Consider the following 25,790-nt stretch of genomic DNA (forward strand, 5'->3'; position numbering starts at 1 on the left):
CCGCCCTCAATTCTCTACATGCGCCATCCATGCAGCACCGGTCCGCCCCCCTCCGGCTGGATCGCAACATCAGGCGGCGCGCCCGGAATATGGAATTCGTAACTGAGCAACAGCGAACCGGGCCGCATTTCCGCACGCGCCTTCTGCCACAGCGCCACCATCGCGGCGGGCGACAGGTAAGCGAACACTACGTCGTAGTCGGCGAAATCCAGCAACAGGTAATCGCCCCGCACGAAGCGGCAGCGGTTGCCGGCCAGCGCCGCGCGCACGCGGCTGACCAGCCAGGGCAAGGGCGCGATCTCGATCCCGATGAATTCACTCTCGGGCCGCCGACGCGCCAGATTCAGTACGGCGCCGCCCAGGCCGCTGCCGATGTCCATGAAGCGCACCGGACGCCCCTCGGGCAGCAGACCGGCCACCGCATCCCAGGCCGGCTGACCGGACGGATAGAACGGCACCTGGCTGCGGAAAGTGGACCAGAACAGGAAGAGCATGAACAGGAAGACGGCCAGAAACAGCCAGGAAGGGAGATGCAATCGCCCTACGCCGAGAGCGGCCGCGGGAAACACCAGCAGGATGAACCACCACCATGCCGCCATGCGACGCAGGCGCGCCAACAGCGCAGCGATCACGCCGTGCAGCAGTGAAGTCTGAAACGGGGAAAACGGCTCAAAACCGGCGCGCTGGGCGAGCACATCCAGCACATTGGCGCCGATCAGGCCGATGAAGAAAAGGAACAGCGCCTGCACCGCCGGCGCCTGCAGCAAGGGCCTGCGGCGGGCGCCGGAATCATTCTCGTGTTCTGACATCTATGCAACCGGCCCTCATGCTGTTGAATGCTTGCGCCCGCTGCAGGAAGGTACGCGCCAAACCTCAGGCCACGGCAACCAGCGGCGCCGAAGCGGCCACAGGCATCATCGCCGATTGCTCAGTCATGGCGACCACCACGGCATCCTTGGCCTTCTTGGTCTTGCCGGCGCGCGATGGCATGTGGCACAGGCCGCAAAGATAATCCTGATGCAGGTCCAGGCGATGCACGACGAAATGACCGCTGCACTTGCAGCATGGCGTGGTCATCAGCATCTTGCTTTCGAAGAAGCGCACCAGCGTCCAGGCGCGGGTCAACGACAACACCGGCTCGCCCGAGTCGGTCTGGCCGACCTGCTCCAGATAAAGCTTGTAGGCCTTCATCACGGCTTCGATTCCGGAGATGCGGGCATACTCGACCAGGTACTTGTGGATGTTGATGAACAGCGAAGAATGGATGTTGGGCTGCCAGGTGATGAACCAGTCCGTCGAGAAAGGCAGCATTCCCTTCGGCGGCGAAACGCCCTTCAACTCCTTGTAGAGCTTCAGCAGGCGCTCACGCGACAGCGAAGTCTCCGATTCCAGCAACTGGAGGCGTGCCCCCAGATTGATCAGCTCTATGGCCAACTGAATTTCCTGCGCCTCTGTGACAACGCTTTTCTTAGCCATGTTACTACCCCCGATGATTTCGTAACGATTCTGCCTGACCCCATCTCCGCCACCCGTTTTCCGGCGAAGCATCAGGCTTCAACTTCCAAGACCAACTTATATGCTGCTAACGTCTTCCCCACCGGCGCGTTGACTGCGTGACGCTCAACGCCGGTCCTGCTCGTCTTGTTGTTTTACGAAATTTGTTCGCTGGGCTGACAAGCCATCAGAATGGCCGCATGCGACTGCGCCAGACTTTTGTCTTTGTTGTAGTTGGTCAGCATGCCGAGGATCGCGCCATCGTCGAAGCGAAAACGCGTCAGCATCATGTTCGTGGCGGCCAATTTCATGATCTGCGCATTGGAGAGACCTTCGATCAGATCTGCGATTTCTGCACTGATGCCCAGTCGGAAAATCGCCGTCGGCTTATCAGAACGAATCATCTGCTGCGCCAGCATCAGATAGCTCAGATTGGCGTCGCGAATCTCCGCCATCATGTCGTTGGTATTCATTTGCACCCCGCCTCGAAAGAAAACTACTTACAGTCAGTTACATTTACTTGACTGCAAGCCAATTCTGAGGGGGGGCCGAAAGGCGGGAAATTAGACTTGGTCGGTATTTTTCGTCTCTGGGGACACCGACATTCTTGTAGGATTTTGTCTTACAAAAAACAGAATTTGTTTTCAATTCGACAAATGTATCGAATGAGAAGGCAGGCCCCAGAAGACTTTCGAGCGGATAATCAAACTTCTAACTAAAAAAATTTCCGCAGTGAAATCATGCTGAGAAGTTATTAAATCGCCAATAAAAGCATATGTAAATTATTTGCATATGCCCCTCTTATGTTGCTTGGCAACGACTAGCTCATCAGCAAAGCGCACAAGGCCTTGATGCCCGACTTTAGTTTGCCCGGGCGTGCAAACGGTCATAACTTGCATCTTTTTACAAATGCTTACACCGTTTGCGCAACAGGATGATGACAAGCTTATTTTAGAACGACTGTGCTGCCGCCAAAACGACAAAGAAGGGGCAACATTTCCCTCAATTCAATTGTCGGCAAGTAAATTGTCTACCCGCCGCCTCGCGCACCAGACCTCTCCTGCGAGAAGACTACATCCGCCCCAGCGCCTGTTCGATATCGCGGATCAGATCCTCCGGCGACTCCAGCCCGATGTTAAAGCGCACCAGTTGCCCTTCCCGCATCCACTCGCGCCGCATGCCGCGCATCCGGTAAGGCACGCACAGGCTGTGTGCGCCGCCCCAGCTATAGCCGATCTTGAACAGACTCAGGCCATCGACGAAGCGATCGGTCTGTTCTTCCCTGAAACGCGGATCAAAGATCACCGAGAACAAACCACCGGCGCCGGTGAAATCGCGCTTCCAGAAGGCGTGGCCGGGGCAATCTTCAAAGGCCGGATGCAGCACCGCCACGATCTCCGGCCGCTGCTTGAGCCAGGCGGCGACCTGGCGCGCAGCGGCGTCGTGCGCCTCGAATCGCAACTTCATCGACGACAGGCTGCGCAGCACCAGATAGACGTCGTCCATGCCCACACCGAAACCCAGACGCATATGCGCCAGCTCCAGTTTTTCATTGAGCGCCTGGTCACGCACGATCACCGCCCCCATCAGCACGTCTGAACCGCCCGACTGATACTTGGTCACCGCCTGCATGACAATGTCCACGCCGTGCTCGAAGGCCTTGAACGCCAGGCCCGCCGCCCAGGTATTGTCGATCGCCACCAGCACGCCCTTTTCATGCGCCGCGCGGCAGATGGCAGGAATATCCGGCACCTCCATGGACACCGAGCCTGGCGCTTCGGTCCACACCAGGCGCGTGTTCGGCTGGATCAGATCGGCGATGTCGGCGCCGATCATGGGATCGTAGAAGCGCGCGGCGATCTTGAAATCGCGCTCCAGCCACAGCCCCAGATCCTTGCTCGGACCATAGACATTATCGGGAAGCAGCACATCGTCACCGGTCTTGAGGAAGGCGAAGTTGACCATCGCAATCGCCGCCAGTCCGCTGGGAGTCACACGGCAGTAATTCCCGCCCTCAATCTCGGCCAGGCGTGCCTCCAGCACAAAGCTGGTCGGCGTACCGTGCAGGCCGTAGGTGTATCCCAGCTTTTCACGCCAGTCGCGCGAACGCATCGCCTCGACATTGGGGAACAGCACGGTGGATGCATGGTGGATGCCGACCGGGAAGGCCTCGAAGCCATCCGGGGCACGGTACTCGCTATGGATAAGGGAAGTCTGCGGGGTATTTTTTTGCTCTGACACGTATCGACCTCTGGAAACAATGACGCGCGGTTGGCGCTACTTGCCGCGGAAAAACCTCACTATACGCGGACAGCAAGCGATGCGCTGCGTTCAGTGAGCGGGGAAATAAGCGGAAGAAAAATGCAAAACGGCAGCCGCTTGGCTGCCGTCAACAACATGGCGGGACAATCCCGCCGATGAACGCCGTGAGTTCAGCTCAAGGCATCTGCAACGAAAACGGCTTGGTCACCGAGCCGTCCGCATTGGACCAGGTGCCGATGATGGCATTGCCCTGGCGATGACCTTCCCACTGGCCCGACACATCCTTGCCGTTGACTGACTCCTCCATCACCAGATCATCCCCCTCGACCTCGCCGGCCACCAGAATCTCGGGCGAACCGCCGAAGAAGAAGTAACGCCCTTCCAGGCCATCCTCATTCCTCTTGGGCTGCAGCGACAATTGAATGGTGCGGCCATCGATATCACCACGCAGCACCACGGCGCGGGTCATCAGATCCTGCTGCAAGGTGGCTGCCGATGCAGCATCCAGAAACGCCAGCGAGGCCAGCAGCGGCAAGGCGCGCAGGCCACGCCGCATCAACGGGGATCCAATCACTCGGCCGCGCCCCACAGGTCGTGCGCGTCGGCGGCGGTGATGCGCACATCGACGAACTGGCCAACGGCCAGCTTGCGGTGCGGTTCGAACGGCGGCTTGACGTAGACCACGCCGTCGATCTCGGGCGCATCCGAATAGGTACGACCGACGCCGCCATTGCGATCGACTTCGTCGATCAGCACGCGCAAGGTCTTGCCGACCTTGGCCTGCAGGCGCTTCTTGGAAATCTCTTCCTGCAGCTGCATTACGCGCGCGCGACGTTCTTCGCGCACTTCTTCCGGCACTGGATTGGCGATCTGGTTGGCGGTCGCGCCTTCCACCGGCGAATAGGCGAAGCAGCCCAGGCGGTCGATCTCGGCTTCCTTGAGGAAGTCCAGCAGGTATTCGAATTCCGCTTCGGTCTCGCCGGGGAAGCCGGCGATGAAGGTGGAGCGGATGGTCAGGTCCGGGCACATGGCGCGCCAAGCCTGGATGCGCTCGATGTTCTTCTCGCCGCTGGCGGGACGCTTCATGCGTTTCAACACGTCCGGGTGGGCGTGCTGCAACGGCACGTCCAGGTACGGCAGCACCAGGCCCTCGGCCATCATCGGGATGATCTGGTCCACGTGCGGATAGGGGTAGACATAGTGCAGGCGCACCCAGGCGCCGTACTGCTTAGCCAGCTCGCCCAGCGCGCCCACCAGCTGGGTCATGTGGGTCTTGATCGGCTTGCCGTTCCAGAAGCCGGTGCGGAACTTCACGTCCACGCCGTAGGCGCTGGTGTCCTGCGAGATCACCAGCAGCTCCTTGACGCCGGCCTTGAACAGGTTCTCGGCTTCCAGCATGACGTCGGCGATTGGGCGCGACACCAGGTCGCCGCGCATGGACGGGATGATGCAGAAGCTGCAGCGATGGTTGCAGCCCTCGGAAATCTTCAGGTAGGCGAAATGCTTGGGCGTGAGCTTCACGCCCTGCGGCGGCACCAGGTCGATGAAGGGCTCGTGCGGCTTGGGCAGGTGCTTGTGCACCGCCTGCATCACCTCACCCACCGCATGCGGGCCGGTCACCTCCAGCACTTTGGGATGGATTTTCTGAATGATGTCGTCACCGTCGGCGTCCTTCTTGGCGCCCAGGCAGCCGGTCACGATCACTTTGCCGTTTTCGTTCAGCGCTTCGCCGATGGCGTCCAGCGACTCCTGCACCGCGGCATCGATGAAGCCGCAGGTGTTCACGATCACCAGGTCGGCGCCGTCATAGGACTTGGCGGTGTCATAGCCTTCGGCGCGCAACTGGGTCAGGATCTGCTCGGAATCGACCAGCGCCTTGGGGCAGCCGAGGGAGACAAAACCGACCTTGGGCAGGACCGGGGCGTTGGAAGAGGATGAATTGGACATGGCAGGCTGGCAGGAAACTGGCGAAAACGGAAAAATGCTTTAAAAATCAGGGCGATATTGTACCTCGTCCGCCCATCCCCGCCCCGCTTTGCCCGCAAATCAGGGCATGGAGATGTGCATTTGTTGCCAAAAAAGCAAACGGCCCATACGGGCCGTTGCGGATGAAGCCGGTTTGGCGCCTGCCGAATCTCCCGATCGGATCAGCAAGGCGGCGCGCCGGATCACTTTTTCTGGTCTGGCGGATTGCCGAAGGGGAAGGTGCCGAACATGTTCTTGGTCTGGCTTTGCATCTGCTCCTGCATCTGGATGAACAGGTTCTTGCTCTGCTCGATGTAGTTGCTCATCATGCCCTGCATCATCGGCCCCTGGACGTTCATGAACTGGGTCCACATCTCTGGGCTGAAGGGCTTGCCCTCGTAGAAGCCCTTGGAATTCTCGGCCAGCTTGTTCTGGATGTCGATGAAGGTCTGGATGTTCTTTTCCAGATAGTTGCCCATCATCCCCTGCATCGCGTGACCGTAGTAACGGATGATCTGCGACAGCGCCGCGCTGGAGAACATCGGCACGCCGTGCGACTCTTCTTCCAGGATGATCTGCAGCAGGATACTGCGGGTCAGGTCGTCGCCGTTCTTGGCATCGACCACAGTGAACTCTTCGTTGTCCAGCACCAGCTGCTTGACGTCGGTCAAGGTGATGTAGGAACTGGTCTGGGTATCGTAAAGACGGCGATTGGGATATTTCTTGATCAGGCGATCTGCCGAATTTTTTGCATTAGTCATCTGAAGTCCAGTCTCTCTTTTCAAGCCGCTGTCATTGGTGCGGCTATTGTTTGCAGCGATTGCGGGCCGCTTCAGTTACCACTCCCAGCCCGCAGACGTCCGGGACATTTACCTGTCCTCTCTCTTACCTCACTTGATTTTTGCTTTTTTTGATCCGGCCCGCGCTCGTCGCTCAGGCCTGATGCCGCGCCCGATCTTGCAGGGCAGCACGCCGAACATTATAGGGGGGAAAGAGTGGTAACGGGCAAAGCAATATTGCAATGCGAAGAACAAAGCTTCGCAAAAAATGCTGCAGTCGGAGCCAGGCGCCGGCACTGCAGCATTTTTTGCTGCGGGCAGACCTCCCGGTCCGCCTGCAGCCATACCGATCAACCCATGTACAGGCCGCCGTTCAGCGAGAAGTCCGAACCGGTAGCGTAGCCGCCCTCGTCCGACGCGATCCAGGCGACGATGGAAGCGATTTCTTCCGGCTCGCCCAGGCGTTTGACCGGGATGCCCGAGACGATCTTCTCCAGCACTTCCGGACGAATCGCACGCACCATGTCGGTACCGATGTAGCCGGGCGACACGGTGTTCACGGTCACGCCCTTGGTCGCCACTTCCTGCGCCAGCGCCATGGTGAAGCCGTGGATGCCGGCCTTGGCGGTGGAGTAGTTGGTCTGGCCGAACTGGCCCTTCTGGCCGTTCACCGAGGAGATGTTGATGATGCGGCCAAAACCGCGCTCGACCATGCCGTCGATGACCTGCTTGGTGACGTTGAACAGCGAGTTCAGGTTGGTGTCGATGACGGCGTCCCAGTCGGCCTTGCTCATCTTGCGGAACTGGCCGTCGCGGGTGATGCCGGCGTTGTTGACCAGCACGTCGACTTCGCCGATCTCGGCGCGCACTTTCTCGAACGCGGCCTTGGTGGACTCCCAGTCGGACACGTTGCCTTCCGACGCATGGATGTCGAAGCCCTGCTCGCGCATGGTCGCCAGCCATTTATCCTTGCGCGCGGAATTCGGGCCGCAGCCTGCCACGACGGTATACCCGTCCTTGCACAGACGCGTGCAGATGCTGGTTCCGATGCCGCCCATGCCGCCGGTCACATATGCGATACGCTTGCTCATTGTGCTGCCTCCTAGTGTGGATGGTTATTGGGGTACTGCATGTCTCCCCTCTCTCGCGTTTGCTCTGCGTCCGCATTTGCCGGGCCGCCCGCGTTACCGCCGACGGCCACGAATCTGCATGATCCAACCGTTCGCTGCGGATGCGAACAGCCGTGTCATTACGCATGCGCCGTCTGCCTGCCAGCCGGCCGCATACCCTCTTTGTTGTCGCCGCCGGATCTGCGTCCGGCTCCGTTGATTGCCGGGTCGCGCTTGTCGCGACGCGGATAACTCAGATGACCTTGTCGGCCTTGACCTTGACGTAGCGCCCCGGCGCCGGCTCGATCTGCTTGTACTTCGCCGAACCCGCAGCCTTGGGCGCGGCCACCTTACGGCCGGCGTGCTTGGCCAGGAAGGCGGCCCATTCGGTCCACCAGCTTCCGGGATGCTCCTTCGCCCTGGCGAACCAGGCATCCGGATCAATTTCCAGCTTGTCGTTGATCCAGTAGTTGCGCTTGTTCTTCGAGGCCGGATTGATCACGCCCGCGATGTGGCCGGACGCGCCCAGCACGAAACGGTTGTTGGAACGCTTGGAAGCATTGATCAGCGCCACCGAGGCATAGGCCGACTTCCACGGTACGATGTGGTCGTCGCGCGAGGCGTAGATGAAGGCCGGCGCGGTGATCTTGCGCAGGTCGATCTTCTCGCCGGCCACCGTCAGCCGGCCCGGATCCTTCAGCGCGTTTTCCAGGTACATGTGGCGCAGGTAATAGCAGAACATCGGCCCCGGCAGGTTGGTGCTGTCGGCGTTCCAGTACAGCAGGTCAAAGGCGGTCGGCGCCTCACCCTTCAGGTAGTTCGATTCGACGTAGTTCCACAGCAGGTCGTTGGGCCGCAGGCTGGAGAAGGCGCTGGAGAAATCGCGCCCGGCCATCAAACCGCGCTTGCCGATCATCTGCTCGCGCATGGCCAGCTGCACTTCATCAATGTAGACATCGATGGCGCCGGTGTCGACGAAGTCCAGGAACGTGGTCAGCAAGGTCAGGCTGGAGACCGGATCCTCGCCGCGCGCTGCCAGCAAGGCCAGCGCGCAGGACAGGATAGTGCCGCCCACGCAGAAGCCCAGCGCGTTGATCTGCGGCTGCTTGCTGACCTCCTGGGCGACGTGGATGGCCTTGACCACGGCGTCGTCGACGTACTGGTCCCAGGTGGCGCCGTCCAGCGACGCATCGGCATTGCGCCAGGAAATCAGGAACACCGTGTGACCCTGTTCGACGGTATAGCGCACCAGCGAATTCTGCGGCTGCAGGTCGAGGATGTAGAACTTGTTGATGCAAGGCGGCACGATCAGCAGCGGCACCGCATGCACGGTCTTGGTCAGCGGCTTGTACTGGATCAGCTGGAACAACGCGTTCTCGTAGATCACCGAACCTTCGCTGGCGCCGACGTCGCGGCCGACCTCGAATGCGGTTTCATCGGTCTGCGAGACGTGACCCTTCTGCAGGTCGGCCACCAGTTGCGCGATGCCCTTGGTCAGGCTTTCGCCCTTAGTTTCCAGCAGCTTCTGCTGGGCCACCGGATTGGTCGCAAGAAAATTGGCGGGCGACATCGCGTCGATCATTTGCTGCACCGCAAAACGCAGCTTGTGGCGCACCTTGTCGGTGCCCTTCACTGCGTCGGCCATGGCCAGCATGAAGCGGGAGTTCAACTGGTAGGCCGCAGCCTGAAACGCGAAGTAAGGATTCTCTTGCCAAGCCGGCGCCGACAGGCGGCGATCGGTGATGGCAGGCGGCCTGGAAGCCGCCATCGCCTGCCACAATTCGGAGAATTGCTGCGCGTAATCCTGCTGCAGACGCACGACATCGGCGGGATCCAGCGACGCGCCCATGTCGCCCAGCTGTTTGGCCAGAGAGGACGGGTCGAACTGTCCCGCTCCCGGCGGCAAGCCCATGCCGGGAAACGTCTGCAGTTGCGTTGGAATCTGTTGGAATTGGGACTGGAATTGCGATTGCAGGGAGGACCAGAATTTCGGGTCGGACATCTGCGCCAGCCAAGCGGATACATCAGGAGAAGGTTGCTGCGGATTCTGCTTGTTCATGCTCGGATCTGCAATTTTCGCGTATCTTTACGGTTTGTCTCGAAGCCCCGGTCACCATGTATATCGTTGCTATCGCATGGCTCTACGTCGTCTTCATGATGTCGATCACCGAACAATCCGCGGTCGCCGGAGTGATCACGTTTCTGCTGTACGGTGTATTTCCCTTGACCATCGTTTTATACCTGATGGGTACGCCGCAACGCAAGCGGAATCGACAAAAGATGGAGAAAATGAAAGCCTCCCGCAAGGAAGAGCAGGCAAATGTCGAGCAGGGGAAATGCGAGCAAAAAAACGAAAAAAACGCCACTGACAAAACGATCGGATGACGTATCGGCAACGTGCCGCCTGCCCCGCAGAGCACCCCGACGCACCAAGCCGGTGATCGCGCAAACCCGCGCGACACCAGGTCTTGCGCGATGCATCATCGCCATTGCGGCACGTCAGTACCGACGCGCGCGCAGCACCGCGATCTCACGGTACCTTCCTTTGAGCACCGTCAGCATGTCGCGCAAGACGCGGGTTCCGCGCCAGGGCGGCGACACGTAAGCCATACGTAACTGCACGCCGCCGCCACGTAACTCGCAGTCAAGCATGCCGATCATCTGGCCATTCACATACGCATAGACATGGACCTCGTTCTGCTGTTGCAGCAGACGAGGTCCCTCGATGTTCCAGCCGCGCGCGACGCCGTAGCTATTCATCATCAATCACCTGCGATGTGCGAGGCCAGATGCAGACCGAGCAAAAGCAGCCCGGCGAAGAAACAGCGGCGGAATGTCTGCGCCTTCACGCGGCCGCGCACCCAGGTGCCGACGGCCATGCCCAGCAACGCCGGCAACAGCACCACCGCGGACGCACCGGCCACGCTGCCGCCGAAGGCGCCACCCTGCCCAAGATTGATCGCCAGCGCCGCGGTCGACACGGTGAACGACAAACCCAGGGCCTGGATCAGTTCGTCGCGTTCGAGATTGAGCGCCTGCAGGTAAGGCACGGCCGGGATCACGAACACGCCGGTCGCGGCGGTGACCAGGCCGGTGGCCAGGCCGATCACCGGCGACCACCATTTCTCCTGCCCTGCTGGCACCGAGAATTTGAACGACGCCAGGCCCGCCACCGCATAGACGACCAGCGCCGCGCCCAGCGCGATGATGGCGCGTCGCCCGCCGTCGGCGCCCATGAACCCGCTGCCGGCCAGCGTACCGATCACGATGCCAACCAGCATGCCCCACAGGCGGCGCGCCAGCGCGAGGAAGGCACCGCCGGCCAGCAGCTGCCATACGTTCGTCACCATCGAAGGCACGATCAGCAGCGCCGCCGCCTGCACCGGCGGCATCACCAGGCTCAGCAAGCCCACCGCCACGGTCGGCAAGCCCAGACCGATCACGCCCTTGACGAAGCCGGCGAGCAGGAACACCGCCAGACAAGCCGCCAGCACGGTGGCGTTCATGTCCATGAAAGAGAGAACGGTTTGCATGAGGAAATGGAAAGGAGCAGGAAAGAAAAGCGGCAACGGGTTTCAACTGACAGCAGTCTGCCAGCCATCGCGCCGCCTGAAAATGTGGAATACACTTAGCCAGCCTTCGGTTTGGACGAAGGCATGATCCCCCTACCCACCTATGAGCAACCGATTCGAGCTTTCCGACCTGCGCCTGTTCCTGGCCATTGTGGAGACCGGCAGCATCACCGCCGGCGCGGCGCGCTCGCACATGGCGCTGGCCTCGGCCAGCGCGCGCATCCGCAACATGGAAGACGCGCTGGGCGCCGCCCTGCTGGAGCGCGGCCGGCGCGGCGTGCAGACTACCGACGCCGGCCGCGCGCTGGCGCATCACGCCCGCATGATGGCCCAGCAGATGGAACAGCTGCGCGACGAGCTGGGCCAGTACGCGCAAGGCCTCAAGGGCCACATCCGCCTGCTGTGCAACACCTCCGCCATGACCGAATTCCTGCCGGAGGTGCTGGCCGAATTCCTCGCGCGCCATCCCCATACCGACATCGAACTGGAAGAAAAACTCAGCTACGAAGTGGTGCAGTCGGTGGTGGACGGCGTGGCCGACGTCGGTATCATTGCCGACTCCACCGACAGCGGGCCGCTGCAGACCTTCCCGTTCCGCCAGGACAACCTGGTCGCGGTGCTGGCCAAGCGGCATCCGCTGGCCAAGCGCAAGTCCTTGGCCTTCGGCGAACTGCTGGGCGAGGACTTTGTGGGCCTGTCCGGCGACAGCGCCCTGCAGCAGCATCTCTCCGGACACGCTACGCGCGCCGGCAAGCGCCTGCAATACCGCGTACGCCTGCGCAGCTTCGACGGCATTTGCCGCATGGTCGAACAGCAGGTCGGCGTGGCAGTGATTCCGGAGACTGCGGCGCATGCCGGCGCCGCCCACATGGACATCCGCGCCATCCCGCTGTCCGACGCCTGGAGCCGGCGCCAGCTGCTGATCTGCGTGCGCGGACTGGATGGCATGCCGGGCCACACGCGCGAGCTGATCCAGGCGCTGCAGGCGCATCCGCAGCGCCACACGGCGCGACCTGCCTGAGCGCTTGACGGCGCAAGAACGAAAAATGGCGGCCACGCTTGCGCGTGTGCCGCCATGTTGATCACGTCGATGCGGTCAGGCCGATGACCGCATCCGGATTACTTGAGCCAGACCAGCGACGCCATCCGCCCTGTCGTCTTGTCGCGCCGATATGAATAGAAACGCTCGTCGGCGACGGTGCACAAACCGCCGCCGGTTACGTCCATCACACCAATGGCGCCCAGGCGCAGGCGCGCCAGCGCGTAGATATCAGCCAGATATTTGCCTGGACGGCCTTCATAGCCCCGGAACGCCTCGCCGGCCGCGGCGTCGTGACGGAGGAAAGCCTCGCGCACCTCGGCGCCGACTTCAAAACGCTCGGCGCCGATGGCCGGGCCCAGCCAGGCCATGATGTCCTGCGCGCCGCGCGCGCGCATTGCCGCCACGGTGTTTTCCAGCACGCCGGCGGCCAGGCCGCGCCAGCCGGCATGGGCCGCGCCCACCACCTTGCCGCCGCGATCGCAGAACAGCACCGGCAGGCAATCGGCGGTCATCATCACGCACACCGCACCGGGCGTGCTGCTGACGGCGCCGTCGCCTTGCGCTTCGAGCGGCAATGCGGCGGCGTCCAGCACCGCGGTGCCATGCACCTGCGACAGCCAGGCCGGCTCCTGCGGCAGCAGGCGGCGCAGCTGCGCACGATTCTTCGCCACCAGCGCCGGATCGTCGTCCACATGGGTGCCGAGATTCAAGCCCGGGCCGCCCTTGCCGTCGCCGTATGGCGCGGGGCTGTGGCCGCCTGCGCGCAAGGTCACCAGCGCGCCAACATTGTCAGGCGCTGGCCAGTCTGGAATCAACAGCTCCATGGGCGAGCGTTCAATACTCGTCATCCTCGTCATCCATCTCGTCGGTCACGGGATCGGGCTCCTCGGACATCTCCGGCACCACCGCCAGCGCGGGGTCGATGCCGGCGCGTTGCAGCAGCTCGGCGATATCGGCCGGCAACGGTGCCTCCCACTGCCGGAACTTGCCTGAGGTCGGGTGCACCAGGCCCAGACGCGCCGCCAGCAGCGCCTGACGCGGAAACACCGAGACCAGGTGATGCTTGCCGTACAACGCATCGCCCACCAGCGAGAAGCCAAGCGATTGCAGGTGCACGCGGATCTGGTGCGTGCGCCCGGTCTCCAGGCGGCAATGCACCAGGCTGACGGGCTTGCGGTCGATCTCGCCGGTCGCCAGGCGACGGTAATGCGTCACCGCCGGCTTGGCCGTCATGCTCTGCGAGACGGCCATCTTGATACGGTCGCGCGGGTGGCGCGCCATCGGTGCATTGATCGTGCCCGACAACTGCGGCAGCCCCCACACCAGCGCCAGATATTGACGCTTCATGCTGCGCTTTTGCAACTGGCGCACCAGATCGGTCTGCGCCGCCAGGGTCTTGGCCACGACCATCAGGCCGCTGGTTTCCTTGTCCAGGCGGTGCACGATGCCAGCGCGCGGCACCTGGGCCAGCGCCGGGCAGTGATGCAGCAGGCCGTTCAACAGCGTGCCGCTCCAGTTGCCGGCGGCGGGATGCACCACCAGGCCGGCCGGCTTGTTGAGAACGATGATGGATTTGTCTTCGTGCAGGATCTCCAGTGCCATCGGTTCCGGGGCGTAGGCATGGTCTTGCGGCGCGGCCTGGGGCGCGACTTCCACCAGCTCGTCGCCCAGCATGGTCATCTTGGCCTTGGCCGGGGCGCCGTTGACGGTGACGTGACCATCCTCGATCCATTGCTGGATGCGGTTGCGGGAAAACTCGGGAATCAGGCCGGAGAGCACCTTGTCCAGCCGCTGGCCGATGGCGTCGTCGTCCAGGCGCAGCGAAATGGGCTCCAGGCCCGCTGAGGACTCTTCGGCGTCGTCCGATTCAACGGACGCGTCCTCGCCTTCGGGCAACTCGTCGTGCTCGGGCAGGTCAATCTTTACAGGCTTCTCGCCATTTGTAATCTGAGGGGGTTTCTTACGTGACATCAGCTATAATCGCCGGATTGGGCGGGTTGTATTTCGGGTAACCATGCAACCAGCCCGGACAGGCGCCCGCGCCTGATAGGCAAAAACGGTAAGCATCCAGACAAGTACACAAGAGTCATGCACAAAATCTTATTGAAGTTCATCACCGTCGGCTTCGCCCTGTCCCTCACGGCCTGCGGCCTGTTGCCAGAACAGAAAGACGAGACCGTCGGCTGGTCTGCCGCGAAATTATACTCGGAAGCCAAGGACGAACTGAACGCCGGCGGCTATGAGAAGTCGATCAAGTATTTCGAGAAGCTGGAATCGCGCTACCCGTTCGGCACCTACGCCCAGCAGGCGCAGATGGACATCGCCTACGCCTACTACCGCCAGAATGACCAGGCGCAAGGCCTGGCCGCGACGGACCGTTTCATCAAGCTGCACCCGAACCATCCCAACGTCGACTACATGTACTACCTGCGTGGCCTGATCAACTTCAATGATCGCACCAGCATCTTCGACACCTTCACCGACCAGGACAACACTGAGCGCGACCCCAAGGCAATGCGCGATGCGTTCGACTCGTTCAAGCTGCTGGCCGAACGTTTCCCCGACAGCAAGTACACGCCTGACGCCGTGGCCCGCATGAAGTACCTGGTCAACGCCATGTCGCAATACGACGTGCACGTGGCCAATTACTACTTCCGCCGCGGCGCCTATGTCTCGGCCGCCAATCGCGCCCAGGCGGCCATCAAGCAATACCCGGACGCACCGGCCAACGAAGAAGCCCTGTTCATCCTGATGCGCTCCTACGACGCGCTGGGCCAGACCAAGCTGCGTGACGACACCCAGCGCATCATCCAGGCCAACTACCCGAACAGCCCCTGGTTCACCGGCGGCCCGAAGCAAAAGGCCAAACCCTGGTGGAAGCTCTGGTAAGCCCTCGCGGCCCGACGCCACCCAACAAAAAGCCCCGCACTGTGGGGCTTTTTTATTGCCGGAATTGCATCACGCCGATCCTCCGGGCTGCCGGCTGATCACGCCTCCAGCTTACGGCGAAACACCCAGCTGCTCTCGGTCGACGCGTCTTCAGCGAAGGCGTAGCCGTCCAGGTCGAAGCCCTTGAGCTTTTCCGGCTGGCTGATGTTCTTCAGCGCCGCATAGCGCGCCATCAGGCCGCGCGCACGCTTGGCGTAGAAGGAAATGATCTTGTACTTGCCGCCCTTCCAGTCTTCGAACACCGGCGAGATCACCTTAGCCTTGAGCAACTTCGGCTTGACCACCTTGAAGTACTCCTCCGAGGCCAGGTTCACCAGCACCGGCGCCTTTTGCGACGCCAGCTCCGCGTTCAGCGCCTCGGTCACTTCATTGCCCCAGAACGCATACAGGTCCTTGCCGTGCGGATTAGCCAGCTTGGTGCCCATCTCCAGGCGGTAGGGCTGCATCAGGTCCAGCGGACGCAGCATGCCGTACAGGCCGGACAGAATGCGCACGTGATTCTGCACGAAATCGAGCTGCTTGGCATTCAAGGACGCCGCATCCAGCCCTTCGTAGACGTCACCGTTGAAGGCCAGCACCGCCTGCTTGGAATTCTTGGCGCTGAACTTGCGCGACCAGCTTGCATAACGGTTCACGTTCAACACCGCCAGCTGGTCGGAAATGCCCATGAGGCTGCCGACCTGGGCCGGCGACAATGCCTTGAGCACCTCGATCAGTTCGGCCGAGCGGGGGATGAAGGACGGCGTGGTGTGGACATCGGTAGTGGGCGCCGTGTCGTAGTCGAGCGACTTGGCGGGAGACAAAACAATCAGCATGGGATTTCATCCAATCAACAGGTTCGCGCCATGATACAGAAAGCTCGGCCATTGCGTACGCCGGCGGCACCCGCGCGCCGGGCCGATACGCGAATTTGCCAAGCAAAGACAGCGCTATTGCGACCTTTGCCGCACCCTCGCCGCTTCTACACTGTGCCGGCAAGCCATGCGGGCGCGCCCCTGCCCGCGTGGTTCGTTTGCCCACTCCATTGACACAAGGGAACCCATCATGAACTGGTTCTACGACCTGCGCATCGCGCGCAAGCTGCTGCTCACCTTCGCCGCCATCCTGGTACTGACCGCCGTCCAGGGCGTGTTTTCCATTGTGCAACTGGCCAAAGTCAACCAGGCGTCGACCGACATCGCAAGCGACTCCCTTCCAAGCATCCGCTACCCGCTGGAATCCAAGGTCGCGCTGGCGCGCATCCGCACCGTCCAGTTGCAGCATCTGTTGCCCGGCAACGAAGGCAACGTCGAGAACAACGAGAAGCTGATCGCCGGCCAAATGGCAGTGCTCAATGCAGCGCTCGACAAATATGCGCCACTGACCGACACCCCCGAAGAAAAGACTTACTTCAACGCCATCAAGACCGACCTCGCCACCTTCAACACGCTGCATCAGAAGGTGGCCGGCGACGTGCGCGCGCAAAAGATCGACGAAGCGCGCGAAGTCCTGATCAAGGAAGTCACGCCGGTCTACCTGCGCATCTTCGATACGCTGGACAAGGTGGTGCAGATCAACGTCAACGCCGCCGACGCCACCGACAAGGAAGCGCAATCGCGCTATGAAAATTCGCGCACCATGATCATGCTGATCCTGGCCTGCTGCATCGGCCTGGGCCTGGTGCTGGCGACCTGGGTCGCGCGCATCGTCTCGCGCCCGCTGCAGGACGCCATGCACGTAGCTGAGCGCGTGGCCGAGGGCGATCTCACCGTCGACATCAAACCCTCCGGACGCGACGAGACCGGCCGCCTGATGCATTCGCTCAAGGCCATGAACGACAGCCTGCAGCGCATCGTCAGCCAAGTGCGCCAAGGCACCGACACCATCAGCACCGCCTCGCGCGAGATCGCCAGCGGCAACCTTGACCTGTCCCAGCGCACCGAAGAGCAAGCCAGCTCACTGGAAGAAACCGCCTCGGCCATGGAAGAGCTGACTTCCACCGTCAAGCAGAACGCCGACAACGCGCGTCAGGCCAACCAGCTGGCCAACTCGGCCTCGGACGTCGCCGTCCAGGGCGGCAGCGTGGTCGGCCAGGTGGTCGACACCATGGGCGCCATCAACGAGTCGTCGCGCAAGATCGTGGACATCATCAGCGTGATCGACGGCATCGCTTTCCAGACCAATATCCTTGCGCTGAACGCTGCGGTGGAAGCAGCGCGCGCCGGCGAACAGGGCCGCGGCTTTGCGGTGGTGGCCTCCGAGGTGCGCTCGCTGGCGCAGCGTTCGGCCTCGGCCGCCAAGGAGATCAAGCAGCTGATCGACGACTCGGTCGCCAAGGTCGACACCGGCAGCAAGCTGGTCGAGCAGGCCGGCGCGACCATGACCGAAGTGGTCTCCAGCGTGCGTCGCGTGACCGACATCGTCGGTGAAATCACCGCCGCCAGCTCGGAGCAGAGCGACGGCATCGAACAGGTCAACATCGCCATCACCCAGATGGATGAAGTGACGCAACAGAACGCCGCGCTGGTGGAACAGGCGGCCGCCGCTGCCGGTTCACTGCAAAGCCAGGCGGAAAAGCTGGCTGAGCTGGTCAGCGTGTTCAAGCTGGATCGCCACCAGATGAACGCCAACGATGCGCCAGCCACCCGCGCCACCCCGCGCCCGGCCCCGGCGTCGATGCCGAAACCCGCCGCCAAGGCAGCGCCTGCGATCAAATCGGCAGCTGCCCAAGCGCCTGCGCTGCCGCCCAAGAAAGCGGCGTCCAAACCGGCGCCGGACAACGACGGCGATGCGTGGGAGCAATTCTGAAGCGATGTTCAGTAAAGACAGCCTCCTACGGGGGCTGTTTTCACATAGGCGGCGTTGCTGGCGTCACATCCTGCTCAAGTGCGTGGCGCGACTTGCCGATAATCAAGTTGACAGGCACTTGCCGCGCGCTTTGCGGTCAACGCAGGTGAAGACTACATTGGTATTGCAAGGCTTATCAAAAGCGCAATACCCCGATTGCAGCAGCCTGGCCATCAGGCAAGGAGGAGACCATGAAACGCGACAAAGCCCTGATGGGCGAAATCCTGAAACAGCTCGCCTCGTTCGGCACCATCTACGGCGACGTGGAAAAAATCCAGAGCGCCCTGCCAGGCCAGATTGCGCCCGAGGTCATCCTGCACCACCTGCGCCTGCTGCATGACCGCGGACTGGCGGCGGTGGACATGCATAATTTCTGGCGCGTCACCGACCAGGGGTATGATGCGCTTGAAAGCGGCGGCCTCTTCGCCGCGCAAGGCATGCCGCCGGTCGAGAACCGCGGCATCGACAACTAGATTTTTGGATTCAATGAGCCTTTCAGCAACACCCGCTTCAAACGCACGCCCTACCCCCACCACCCCGAGCGCGCCCGCCACTGGCCTGCGCCAGCGGCTGGTGCTCGACACCAACGTCTGCCTCGACCTGTTCGTCTTTCGCGACCCGCGATGGAGCGCGCTGATGCAAGCGCTGCAGGAGCGCAGCGTCGACGCCTACACGCGCGAGGATTGCCGCGCCGAATGGATGGCGGTGCTGGACTATCCGCACCTGGCGCTGCGCGTGGCCGACAAGGCCGCCCTGTGCGCCGAGTTCGACGACCTGCTGCAATGCCTGCCGTTGGCCGAGGTCAATACCTTCGGCCTGCCACTGTGCACCGACCGCGACGATCAGAAATTCCTGGAGCTGTCCCTGCAATGCCGCGCCCATGTGCTGGTGAGCAAGGACAAGGCCGTGCTCAAGCTGGGCAAGCGCACCTTGCGCCAGGGCATGTTCGCCATCGTCGCTCCGCAGCACTGGCGCATCGACGCTTTCCTGCCGGCGGGCTGAACGGCCCTGATGCGGCGTCCTGATGCAGCGCAAAAAATGCCGTCGGCGAATCCGGCTAAAATAACGGCCTTGCGAAACCATCAGGATTAGGCCCAGCAGCAATGAGCACCGCCAACATCGTCACCAAACTGCCCAACGTCGGCACCACCATCTTCACCGTCATGTCCGCGCTCGCCAGCGAAAAGGGCGCGGTCAACCTGGGCCAAGGCTTCCCGGACTTCAACTGCGATCCCTCGCTGGTGCAGGCCGTCACCAACGCCATGCAGGACGGCCTGAACCAATACCCGCCGATGGCCGGCGTGCAGGTGCTGCGCGAAGCCATCGCCGACAAGGTGGAGAAGCTTTACGGCCACCGCTACGACGCCGCCACCGAGATCACCGTGACCGCCGGCGCCACCCAGGGCATCCTGACCTCGGTGCTGTGCGCGGTGCATGCCGGCGATGAAGTGATCGTCATCGAGCCGGTGTACGACTGCTATGTACCGGCCATCGAACTGGCCGGCGGCGTCCCCGTGTTCGTGCAGATGACGGTGGACCAGCGCGGTTACAGCATCCCCTGGGACAAGGTGAAAGCGGCCGTCACGCCCAAGACCCGCATGATCATGGTCAACACCCCGCACAACCCCACCGGCAGCGTGATGAAGGCAACCGACGTCGCCGCGCTGGCCGACATCGTGCGCGGCACCGACATCCTGATCCTGTCCGACGAAGTCTACGAGCACATGGTCTACGACGGCGCCCCGCACGAATCGCTGGCGCGTCACCCCGAGCTGGCGCAACGCACCTTCATCAACTCCAGTTTCGGCAAGACCTACCACGTCACCGGCTGGAAGGTCGGCTTCGTCGCCGCGCCGGCCGCGATGACCGCGGAGTTCCGCAAGGTGCACCAGTTCAACGTATTCACCGTCAACACACCGGTGCAATACGGCCTGGCCGCCTACATGAAGGATCCGTCGCCCTACCTCGACCTGCCGTCCTTCTACCAGCACAAGCGCGACCTGTTCCGCGCCGGTTTGGCCGGCACCCGTTTCGAGCTGCTGCCTTCCGAAGGCACCTACTTCCAGTGCGTGAAGTACGGCGCCATCTCGGACCTGCCCGAGGCTGAGTTCTGCAAATGGCTGACCACCGAAATCGGCGTGGCCGCCATTCCTGTTTCGGCCTTCTACAACACCCCGCGCGAGTCGGGCATCGTGCGCTTCTGCTTCGCCAAGAAGGACGAGACCCTGCGCCTGGCGCTGGATCGCCTGGCCAAGCTCTGAACCGGTTCCCCCCGAAAAAAGGCGTCCGTGGACGCCTTTTTTTATTGCTGCGCGACGCGACGAACGACGCTGGGTCGCGGCCCGCGCCGGGACGACAGGTTGTGGGTGAACTCGACCGACCGGAGGTTCAAGCACTCTGCCCGATTGTCATCCCGGCGCAGGCCGGGACCCGGTGACGTTAGCTGACTCGGCAATCGCGCTTTGCTATCATCACCCGGCCCGACGGACCCAAGGCGCAACAAGAACAGCACAGCCCACCATGACCGCAGAACTGAAGGCCGCACGCCAGGACGCCACCCTGACCATCACCCTGTCCAACCCCGGCAGCGACAATGCGTTGGATCCGTCCATGCTGGTGGCGGCGATCGAAACACTGTCAGCCGTCGATCGCGACGAGTCGGTACGCGCCGTGGTGATCACCGGCGCCGACGGTCAGTTCTGCCGCGGCCTGGATCTACCCAAGGACATGCCCTCCCGCCTGCTGGCGCTGGAAAGCCTGCACAGCCTGATCGACCTGCTGCGCAGCTACCGCAAACCGGTGATTGCCGCAGTCGACGGCATCGTCGCCGATGCAGGCGTAGCGCTGGCCCTGGCCTGCGACCTGGTGGTGGCCACCCGGCAGGCACACTTCTCGCTCTCGCCCGCGCAGCGCGGCGTATGGGCCAACGGCGGCGTCGCCTGGTTGCTGGCGCACGCGCTGCCGCCGGCGCTGCTGGCCGAGCTGCATCTGGATGCGACGCCGATGCCGGCGCAACGCCTGCACGCGGCCGGCGCCCTCAACCGCCTCGCCGCCGACGGCCGCGCACTGGAAGAGGCGCAGGCCTGGGCCGAACGCATCGCCGCGCAAACGCCGGCGGCGCCGCAAGCGGTCGAACAGTTGAAGGAGTTGCTGCACGGCGCGCGCAGTCAATCGCTGGGGGAACATTTCAGCGGCGAGAAGCATCGCCTGGCAGCACAACGCGGCTGATTGCCGCGCATCAAGCGGGGCGAACGCATCCGGCGCTCGCCCTGCCGTCGCCTGCAGCCTGCGTTCCCTTCCGCTACACTAGCCGGGCGAAAAACAGACGGCACCGCTCCCCATCGCCACACCAGGCAGCCTTCGCAGGTGCCACTCCCCTTACAAGGACACCCATGATCGACGTCTACAGCTGGGCTACGCCCAACGGCCACAAGGTTCACATCATGCTGGAAGAATGCGGCCTGCCCTACACCGCGCACGCCATCGATATCGGCGCCGGCGACCAGTTCACGCCGGAATTCCTGAAGATCTCCCCGAACAACAAGATTCCCGCCATCGTCGACCCCGACGGTCCGGACGGCCAGCCGATCTCGCTGTTCGAGTCCGGCGCGATCCTGATCTACTTGGCGGGCAAGACCGGCCGCCTGCTCGGCAATACCGACCGCGAGAAGTACGAAGTGCTGCAATGGGTGATGTTCCAGATGGGCGGCCTCGGCCCGATGCTGGGCCAGGCGCACCACTTCCGCCTGTACGCGCCGGAACAGATCGAATACGCCGTGAACCGCTACAGCAACGAAGCCAAGCGGCTCTACCAGGTGATGGACAAGCAACTGGGCCAGCACGCCTACCTGGCCGGCGACGCATACACCATCGCCGACATCGCCTGCTTCCCGTGGACGCGCTCGCACAAGAACCAGGGCATCGCCCTGGAGGATTATCCGAACGTGAAACGCTGGTTCGACGCCATCAGCGCGCGTCCGGCCGTGCAACGCGGCGTGGCCGTGCTGGCCGACAAGCGCAAGCCGCTGCATGACGACAAGGCCAAGGAGCTGCTGTTCGGCAAGAGCCAGTACCAGAAGCGATAAAACGATGGAGAGGAAAGCCGGCGGCGAACGCCACCGGCCCTGAATCTACATGCCCGCCTGAGCAATCAGGCCGAAACGGGCGCGACCTCGAAACGGTTGCGCCCGTTTGCTTTGGCGCGATACAGCGCGTTGTCGCTTTCGCGCAGCACCGCCTCCTAGTCGGGAGAACCGGCATGCATGATGGCGATGCCGATGGACAGCGTGACGGCAATGGTCTTGTCGTCCAACACCAGCGGCCGGGCGGCGAAGCTGCGCTGCAGGCGCTCGGCAAAACCGATCGCCACCGCGGCATCGGCGTCGGCCAGGATCACCGCGAACTCCTCGCCGCCGAAGCGGCCCACGGTGTCGCTCTTGCGCAGCTGCTCGCGCAGCACGTCGGCGAAGTTCTTCAACACCAGGTCGCCCACCGCATGACCGTGGGTATCGTTGACGACCTTGAAATGATCCAGGTCGCACATCAGCACCGCCGCGCGGCCATCGACGTTGCGCAGCAGGCGGCCATGCTCCTCCTCCAGCCGCTTCATGAAATAGCGGCGGTTGGGCAGTTGGGTCAGGAAGTCGGTCAGCGCAAACTCCTGCAGCTCCAGCTCGATCGCCTTGCTTTCGCTGACATCGCTGACGAAGCCGTGCCACAGCACCGTGCCGTCGGCCAGACAGCGCGGACGTGCATGGCCGCGCAGCCAGCGCATGGCCAGGCCGGGCGGCAGCACGCGGTATTCCAGGCGCCAATGCGCGGCGCCGTCGGCGATCGCCTGCCGCGAGGCCTCATACAGCGGCACATCATCGGGGTGCATGATGGCGAGAATCAGCGAGGGATCGCCCAGCAACTGATCCGGCGACAAACCGTAAGTCTCGCGCGAGCCTTCGCTGACATAGGTGAAATAGCCCTCCTCGCCCGGCGGAACGCGTTACTGGAAGCCCATGCCCGGAATCTCGCTGGTCAGGTCGGCCAGCAGCTCGCTGCTCTTGCGCAGCTTGTCGGTAAGCTGCTTGACCTCGGTGATGTCGGTGGTGGTGCCGATCATGCGCAACGCGTTGCCCTCGCTGTCGCGCGCTACCACCTTGCCGCGGCTGCTGATCCACTTGTAGCTGCCGTCGCGGCAGAGGATGCGATGCTCGACCACATAGGTGTCGGATCTGGCCTGGAAGTGCTTGCGGATGGTCTCCTGCACATAGGCCAGGTCGTCGGGGTGCACGCGCTTGTAGGCGTCTTCGATGTGGTTGGACAGCTCCCAGTCCTCATAGCCGAGGATGGCCTTCCAGCCGCGCGAATAGTAAATTTCGCCGGTCACCGCGTTGCGGTCCCAGATACCGGTGCCGCTGCCCTCGATGGCCAGCGCCATGCGTTCGTGCGAAGGGCCGGCCGTCTCGATGGGCGGGCGGATGTGGTCAGGCGCGAGGGAACGCTCAATCGACAGCATCGCCATCGATACCGCCGCGCCGACGGTCTGGCGGTAGGCGGGATCGGCGTGCAGGCCATCGTCAGCGGCCCCCGGCGCACCGCATACCACCAGGATGCCGGCCACATCACCGGCGAAGGACCGCAGCGGCAGCATCTCGGCCACCGTCGCGCCGTGGATCGACGCCACCGCCTGGAACAGCGCCCAGAACTGCGGGGTATCGGGGGCGTCGACCTCCAGCGTCTCGATGTGTTGCACGTGCGGCGGCGCCATGCAAGGCGCGGCGCCCACGCGCATGCGGCGGGCCGAGGCGTCGAACAGGAATACGGCCAGCGAACGCGTCGGGTAGGTCTGGGAAAATCCGCCTGCGATGCGATCGAGCAAATGGTCGAGCGGCGCTCCGCGGGCGATGTAGGAAAGGGTCACATTGTTGAATGCGAGCGCCTTCTGGTGAAAAGCGGTGGTAGCTTGGCTTGCTGGGTGTTCAAACGTCATGGCATTCATGGGCAAACGCGCGGCGACGCTTGCAGCCTGCCGCGCCAGCGTCCGTCGGCAGAGCCATCCCCCATGGCGGCTGCGCCGGACGTCCTCGCGCGCGCTTTGCGCTACGCGTCGGCACCAAATTGGCGCAGTGCCGAGTTCGTCCACATTAGCATCTTCTCAACAAGCCTAGAAGGCAAATCACGTCGAGAAATCGTTGCGATGTTGTATGACAACAAATACCGTGACTATTGACGAGGATATCTCGCCAAGCCCTGCCTCAATAGCGCCGCACCAGGAATTCGGCTACGCATACAGGCTTCTCCGAGCCCTCGCATTCGACGGTGATTTCCCACGCCAGCTGGGCGCCGCCGGGGATGTCTTCCACTGTCTGCAGCACGATCACACCGCGCACGCTGCGCCCCACCGGCAGCGGCGCCGGGAAACGCACGCGATTGAGGCCATAGTTGAGCAGCATCTTCACATCCGGGCCCAGGCTGATGGCGCTGCCCAGTATCTTCGAGAGCAAGGCCAACGTCAGGAAGCCGTGCGCCACGGTACCGCCGAAGGGCAGCTCGCGCGCCGCGCGTTCGGGGTCGACGTGGATCCACTGGTGATCGCCGGTGGCATCGGCGAAACGATTGACCTGGTCCTGCGACACTTCCATCCATTCGCTGACGGCCACTTCCTGGCCGACCAGCGCTTTCAACTCTTCCAGCGTAGCGATTTCGCGCATCCTGCTTCCTTGTCCTTGCCTTGTCTTTGTTTTGTCGCCGGCCTTGGCCAACTCGTCAGGCGTCTTTCGACACCACCCGGTTGCGGCCCTGCTGCTTGGCCTGATAGAGGCGGCGGTCCGCCATTTCGATCAATTCGCTGGGCTCCTGTTCCTCGCCCGGCACCAGGCAGCCGGCGCCGATGCTGACCGTCAGCCACTGGCTGGCGGCCGAACGCTCGTGCATCACCTGCTGCGCCTCGACCATGCGACAGATCTTCTCGCCGATGGCGTAAGCGCCGTCCAGCGCGGTGCGCGGCAGGATCATCGCAAACTCTTCGCCGCCGAAGCGCGCCGACAGATCGGCCGGGCGCATGATGCTGCCTTCCAGCGCCTGCGCCACCTGCTTGAGCACCGCATCGCCGGCCACGTGGCCGTAGGTGTCGTTATAGAGCTTGAAGTAGTCGACGTCGATCAGCAAGAGCGACAGTTCCAGCTTCTCACGCCGCGCGCGCTTCCATTCGGCGGCAAGGTAATCATCGAAATAGCGGCGGTTGGCGATGGACGTCAGGCCGTCGGTATTGGTCAGGCGCTGCAGCTCGAAGTTGGACTTCTGCAGCTGCTGCTGGCTTTCGCGCAGCGCGCGGTAGGCGGCGTCGCGCTGCAGCAGGTTGATGTAGGAGCGCGAATGGTGACGAATGCGCGCCACCAGCTCGATCACGTCCGGCAGCTTGACCATGTAGTCGTTGACGCCGCCGGCGAAGGCGTCGCGCTTGACCGTGGCGTCCTCCTTGGACGACAGCACGATGATGGGCACATCGGCCAGCGACGGCGTGGCGCGGTACTGGCGCACCAGCGTCATGCCGTCCACGCCCGGCATCACCAGGTCTTGGAGAATCACCGTGGGCCGGGTTTTTTCAGCCACGGCAACGGCCTCTTCGGCGCGGGTGCAGAAGTGGAAATCGATGTTCGGTTCGTTGAGCAGCGCGCGGCGAATAGCTTCGCCCACCATGGCCTGGTCGTCGACCAGCAGCACCATGATCTTGTAATCGTCTGCCGGCAGCGCGGGGGCGCCGGTCTGGATGTCGGTATGGACCGAGCTCATTTTTAATCCT

The 25,790-nt window shown here is 62.8% G+C and carries 27 protein-coding genes and 1 pseudogene; 9 read left to right on the forward strand and 19 right to left on the reverse strand.

All coding sequences use genetic code 11. The annotated features are described in order from the left end of the window. Positions 1-14: 14 nt before the first annotated feature. The 9 genes from J8I26_RS16095 to phaC all read right to left on the reverse strand — a co-directional run bounded on the left by J8I26_RS16095 (position 15) and on the right by phaC (position 9,668). Positions 15-809 (reverse strand): class I SAM-dependent methyltransferase, encoded by a 795-nt coding sequence (locus tag J8I26_RS16095; protein ID WP_209608125.1) that lies wholly within the window; start codon positions 807-809, stop codon positions 15-17. A gap of 64 nt (positions 810-873) precedes the next feature. Beyond that, complete coding sequence (gene flhC, locus J8I26_RS16100) at positions 874-1,476, reverse strand: flagellar transcriptional regulator FlhC (RefSeq protein ID WP_209608126.1); 603 nt, start codon at positions 1,474-1,476, stop codon at positions 874-876. 173 nt (positions 1,477-1,649) lie between these two features. Further along, entirely contained in the window at positions 1,650-1,967 is a 318-nt protein-coding gene (gene flhD / locus J8I26_RS16105) for a flagellar transcriptional regulator FlhD (protein ID WP_017451773.1), read from the reverse strand. A gap of 598 nt (positions 1,968-2,565) precedes the next feature. Then, a complete protein-coding gene (locus tag J8I26_RS16110; RefSeq protein WP_209608127.1) occupies positions 2,566-3,735 on the reverse strand; it encodes a cystathionine beta-lyase in 1,170 nt (389 codons plus the stop codon). Positions 3,736-3,931: 196 nt separating this feature from the next. After that, positions 3,932-4,312, reverse strand: a complete 381-nt coding sequence (locus J8I26_RS16115) for a hypothetical protein (protein ID WP_209608128.1) — start codon at positions 4,310-4,312, stop codon at positions 3,932-3,934. Between the two features lie 14 nt (positions 4,313-4,326). Next, on the reverse strand, positions 4,327-5,703 hold the full coding sequence (gene rimO, locus J8I26_RS16120; protein ID WP_209608129.1) for a 30S ribosomal protein S12 methylthiotransferase RimO: 1,377 nt from the start codon (positions 5,701-5,703) through the stop codon (positions 4,327-4,329). A 221-nt stretch (positions 5,704-5,924) separates the two neighbouring features. Beyond that, positions 5,925-6,482 carry a polyhydroxyalkanoate synthesis repressor PhaR gene (gene phaR / locus J8I26_RS16125; protein WP_209608130.1) on the reverse strand — a complete coding sequence of 186 codons (558 nt, stop codon included), beginning with the start codon at positions 6,480-6,482 and terminating at the stop codon, positions 5,925-5,927. 368 nt (positions 6,483-6,850) lie between these two features. Next, a complete protein-coding gene (locus tag J8I26_RS16130; protein WP_209608131.1) occupies positions 6,851-7,591 on the reverse strand; it encodes a 3-ketoacyl-ACP reductase in 741 nt (246 codons plus the stop codon). 271 nt (positions 7,592-7,862) lie between these two features. Beyond that, a complete protein-coding gene (gene phaC, locus J8I26_RS16135) occupies positions 7,863-9,668 on the reverse strand; it encodes a class I poly(R)-hydroxyalkanoic acid synthase (protein WP_209608132.1) in 1,806 nt (601 codons plus the stop codon). A gap of 56 nt (positions 9,669-9,724) precedes the next feature. Here phaC and J8I26_RS16140 point away from each other — a divergent pair, with 56 nt between their 5' ends. Next, positions 9,725-9,994, forward strand: a complete 270-nt coding sequence (locus J8I26_RS16140; protein WP_245200365.1) for a hypothetical protein — start codon at positions 9,725-9,727, stop codon at positions 9,992-9,994. Between the two features lie 114 nt (positions 9,995-10,108). Here J8I26_RS16140 and J8I26_RS16145 read toward each other — a convergent pair whose 3' ends face one another. Both J8I26_RS16145 and J8I26_RS16150 read right to left on the reverse strand, forming a co-directional pair. Next, positions 10,109-10,372, reverse strand: a complete 264-nt coding sequence (locus J8I26_RS16145) for a hypothetical protein (protein ID WP_209608133.1) — start codon at positions 10,370-10,372, stop codon at positions 10,109-10,111. Continuing rightward, on the reverse strand, positions 10,372-11,142 hold the full coding sequence (locus J8I26_RS16150) for a sulfite exporter TauE/SafE family protein (protein WP_209608134.1): 771 nt from the start codon (positions 11,140-11,142) through the stop codon (positions 10,372-10,374). The genes J8I26_RS16145 and J8I26_RS16150 overlap by 1 nt, the downstream gene beginning before the upstream one ends. 142 nt (positions 11,143-11,284) lie before the next feature. Between J8I26_RS16150 and J8I26_RS16155 the strand changes: the two genes are divergently transcribed. After that, the gene (locus tag J8I26_RS16155) at positions 11,285-12,202 is read left to right on the forward strand and encodes a LysR substrate-binding domain-containing protein (RefSeq protein ID WP_209608135.1); all 918 of its coding nucleotides are present in this window, start codon (positions 11,285-11,287) and stop codon (positions 12,200-12,202) included. A gap of 98 nt (positions 12,203-12,300) precedes the next feature. Here the strand turns inward: J8I26_RS16155 and pgeF are convergent, their stop codons facing one another. Both pgeF and J8I26_RS16165 read right to left on the reverse strand, forming a co-directional pair. Beyond that, complete coding sequence (gene pgeF / locus J8I26_RS16160; RefSeq protein ID WP_209608222.1) at positions 12,301-13,047, reverse strand: peptidoglycan editing factor PgeF; 747 nt, start codon at positions 13,045-13,047, stop codon at positions 12,301-12,303. A gap of 10 nt (positions 13,048-13,057) precedes the next feature. After that, on the reverse strand, positions 13,058-14,194 hold the full coding sequence (locus J8I26_RS16165) for an RluA family pseudouridine synthase (RefSeq protein ID WP_209608136.1): 1,137 nt from the start codon (positions 14,192-14,194) through the stop codon (positions 13,058-13,060). A 117-nt stretch (positions 14,195-14,311) separates the two neighbouring features. On the opposite strand from J8I26_RS16165, the gene J8I26_RS16170 reads away from it, so the two are divergent. Then, positions 14,312-15,112, forward strand: a complete 801-nt coding sequence (locus J8I26_RS16170; RefSeq protein WP_209608137.1) for an outer membrane protein assembly factor BamD — start codon at positions 14,312-14,314, stop codon at positions 15,110-15,112. A gap of 98 nt (positions 15,113-15,210) precedes the next feature. On the opposite strand, the gene yaaA is transcribed toward J8I26_RS16170, so the two are convergent. Beyond that, complete coding sequence (gene yaaA / locus J8I26_RS16175) at positions 15,211-15,987, reverse strand: peroxide stress protein YaaA (protein WP_209608138.1); 777 nt, start codon at positions 15,985-15,987, stop codon at positions 15,211-15,213. A 229-nt stretch (positions 15,988-16,216) separates the two neighbouring features. Between yaaA and J8I26_RS16180 the strand changes: the two genes are divergently transcribed. The 6 genes from J8I26_RS16180 to J8I26_RS16205 all read left to right on the forward strand — a co-directional run bounded on the left by J8I26_RS16180 (position 16,217) and on the right by J8I26_RS16205 (position 22,083). Beyond that, complete coding sequence (locus J8I26_RS16180) at positions 16,217-17,959, forward strand: methyl-accepting chemotaxis protein (RefSeq protein ID WP_209608139.1); 1,743 nt, start codon at positions 16,217-16,219, stop codon at positions 17,957-17,959. Between the two features lie 230 nt (positions 17,960-18,189). Then, entirely contained in the window at positions 18,190-18,471 is a 282-nt protein-coding gene (locus J8I26_RS16185) for a hypothetical protein (RefSeq protein WP_209608140.1), read from the forward strand. Positions 18,472-18,484: 13 nt separating this feature from the next. Next, positions 18,485-19,000 (forward strand): putative toxin-antitoxin system toxin component, PIN family, encoded by a 516-nt coding sequence (locus tag J8I26_RS16190; RefSeq protein WP_209608141.1) that lies wholly within the window; start codon positions 18,485-18,487, stop codon positions 18,998-19,000. 101 nt (positions 19,001-19,101) lie between these two features. Then, positions 19,102-20,259 carry a pyridoxal phosphate-dependent aminotransferase gene (locus J8I26_RS16195; RefSeq protein ID WP_209608142.1) on the forward strand — a complete coding sequence of 386 codons (1,158 nt, stop codon included), beginning with the start codon at positions 19,102-19,104 and terminating at the stop codon, positions 20,257-20,259. Between the two features lie 259 nt (positions 20,260-20,518). Then, entirely contained in the window at positions 20,519-21,226 is a 708-nt protein-coding gene (locus J8I26_RS16200; RefSeq protein WP_209608143.1) for an enoyl-CoA hydratase-related protein, read from the forward strand. A gap of 164 nt (positions 21,227-21,390) precedes the next feature. Further along, positions 21,391-22,083 (forward strand): glutathione binding-like protein, encoded by a 693-nt coding sequence (locus J8I26_RS16205; RefSeq protein WP_209608144.1) that lies wholly within the window; start codon positions 21,391-21,393, stop codon positions 22,081-22,083. A gap of 155 nt (positions 22,084-22,238) precedes the next feature. On the opposite strand, the gene J8I26_RS22825 is transcribed toward J8I26_RS16205, so the two are convergent. From J8I26_RS22825 to J8I26_RS16220, 5 genes and pseudogenes are all read right to left on the reverse strand, one after another. Further along, complete coding sequence (locus tag J8I26_RS22825) at positions 22,239-22,676, reverse strand: GGDEF domain-containing protein (protein WP_348635331.1); 438 nt, start codon at positions 22,674-22,676, stop codon at positions 22,239-22,241. Then, positions 22,674-22,964: pseudogene (locus tag J8I26_RS22830) on the reverse strand (PAS domain-containing protein); the annotation flags it as partial. The gene J8I26_RS22825 and the pseudogene J8I26_RS22830, both read right to left, overlap by 3 nt. Before the next feature lie 27 nt (positions 22,965-22,991). Then, positions 22,992-23,978, reverse strand: a complete 987-nt coding sequence (locus tag J8I26_RS22720) for a PAS domain-containing protein (RefSeq protein ID WP_245200367.1) — start codon at positions 23,976-23,978, stop codon at positions 22,992-22,994. Between the two features lie 265 nt (positions 23,979-24,243). Continuing rightward, positions 24,244-24,699 carry a MaoC family dehydratase gene (locus J8I26_RS16215; RefSeq protein WP_209608145.1) on the reverse strand — a complete coding sequence of 152 codons (456 nt, stop codon included), beginning with the start codon at positions 24,697-24,699 and terminating at the stop codon, positions 24,244-24,246. Positions 24,700-24,754: 55 nt separating this feature from the next. Further along, complete coding sequence (locus J8I26_RS16220; protein ID WP_209608146.1) at positions 24,755-25,780, reverse strand: diguanylate cyclase; 1,026 nt, start codon at positions 25,778-25,780, stop codon at positions 24,755-24,757. Positions 25,781-25,790: the final 10 nt, after the last annotated feature.

This window comes from Herbaspirillum sp. LeCh32-8 (genome assembly GCF_017814915.1).
Classification (GTDB): domain Bacteria; phylum Pseudomonadota; class Gammaproteobacteria; order Burkholderiales; family Burkholderiaceae_D; genus Herbaspirillum.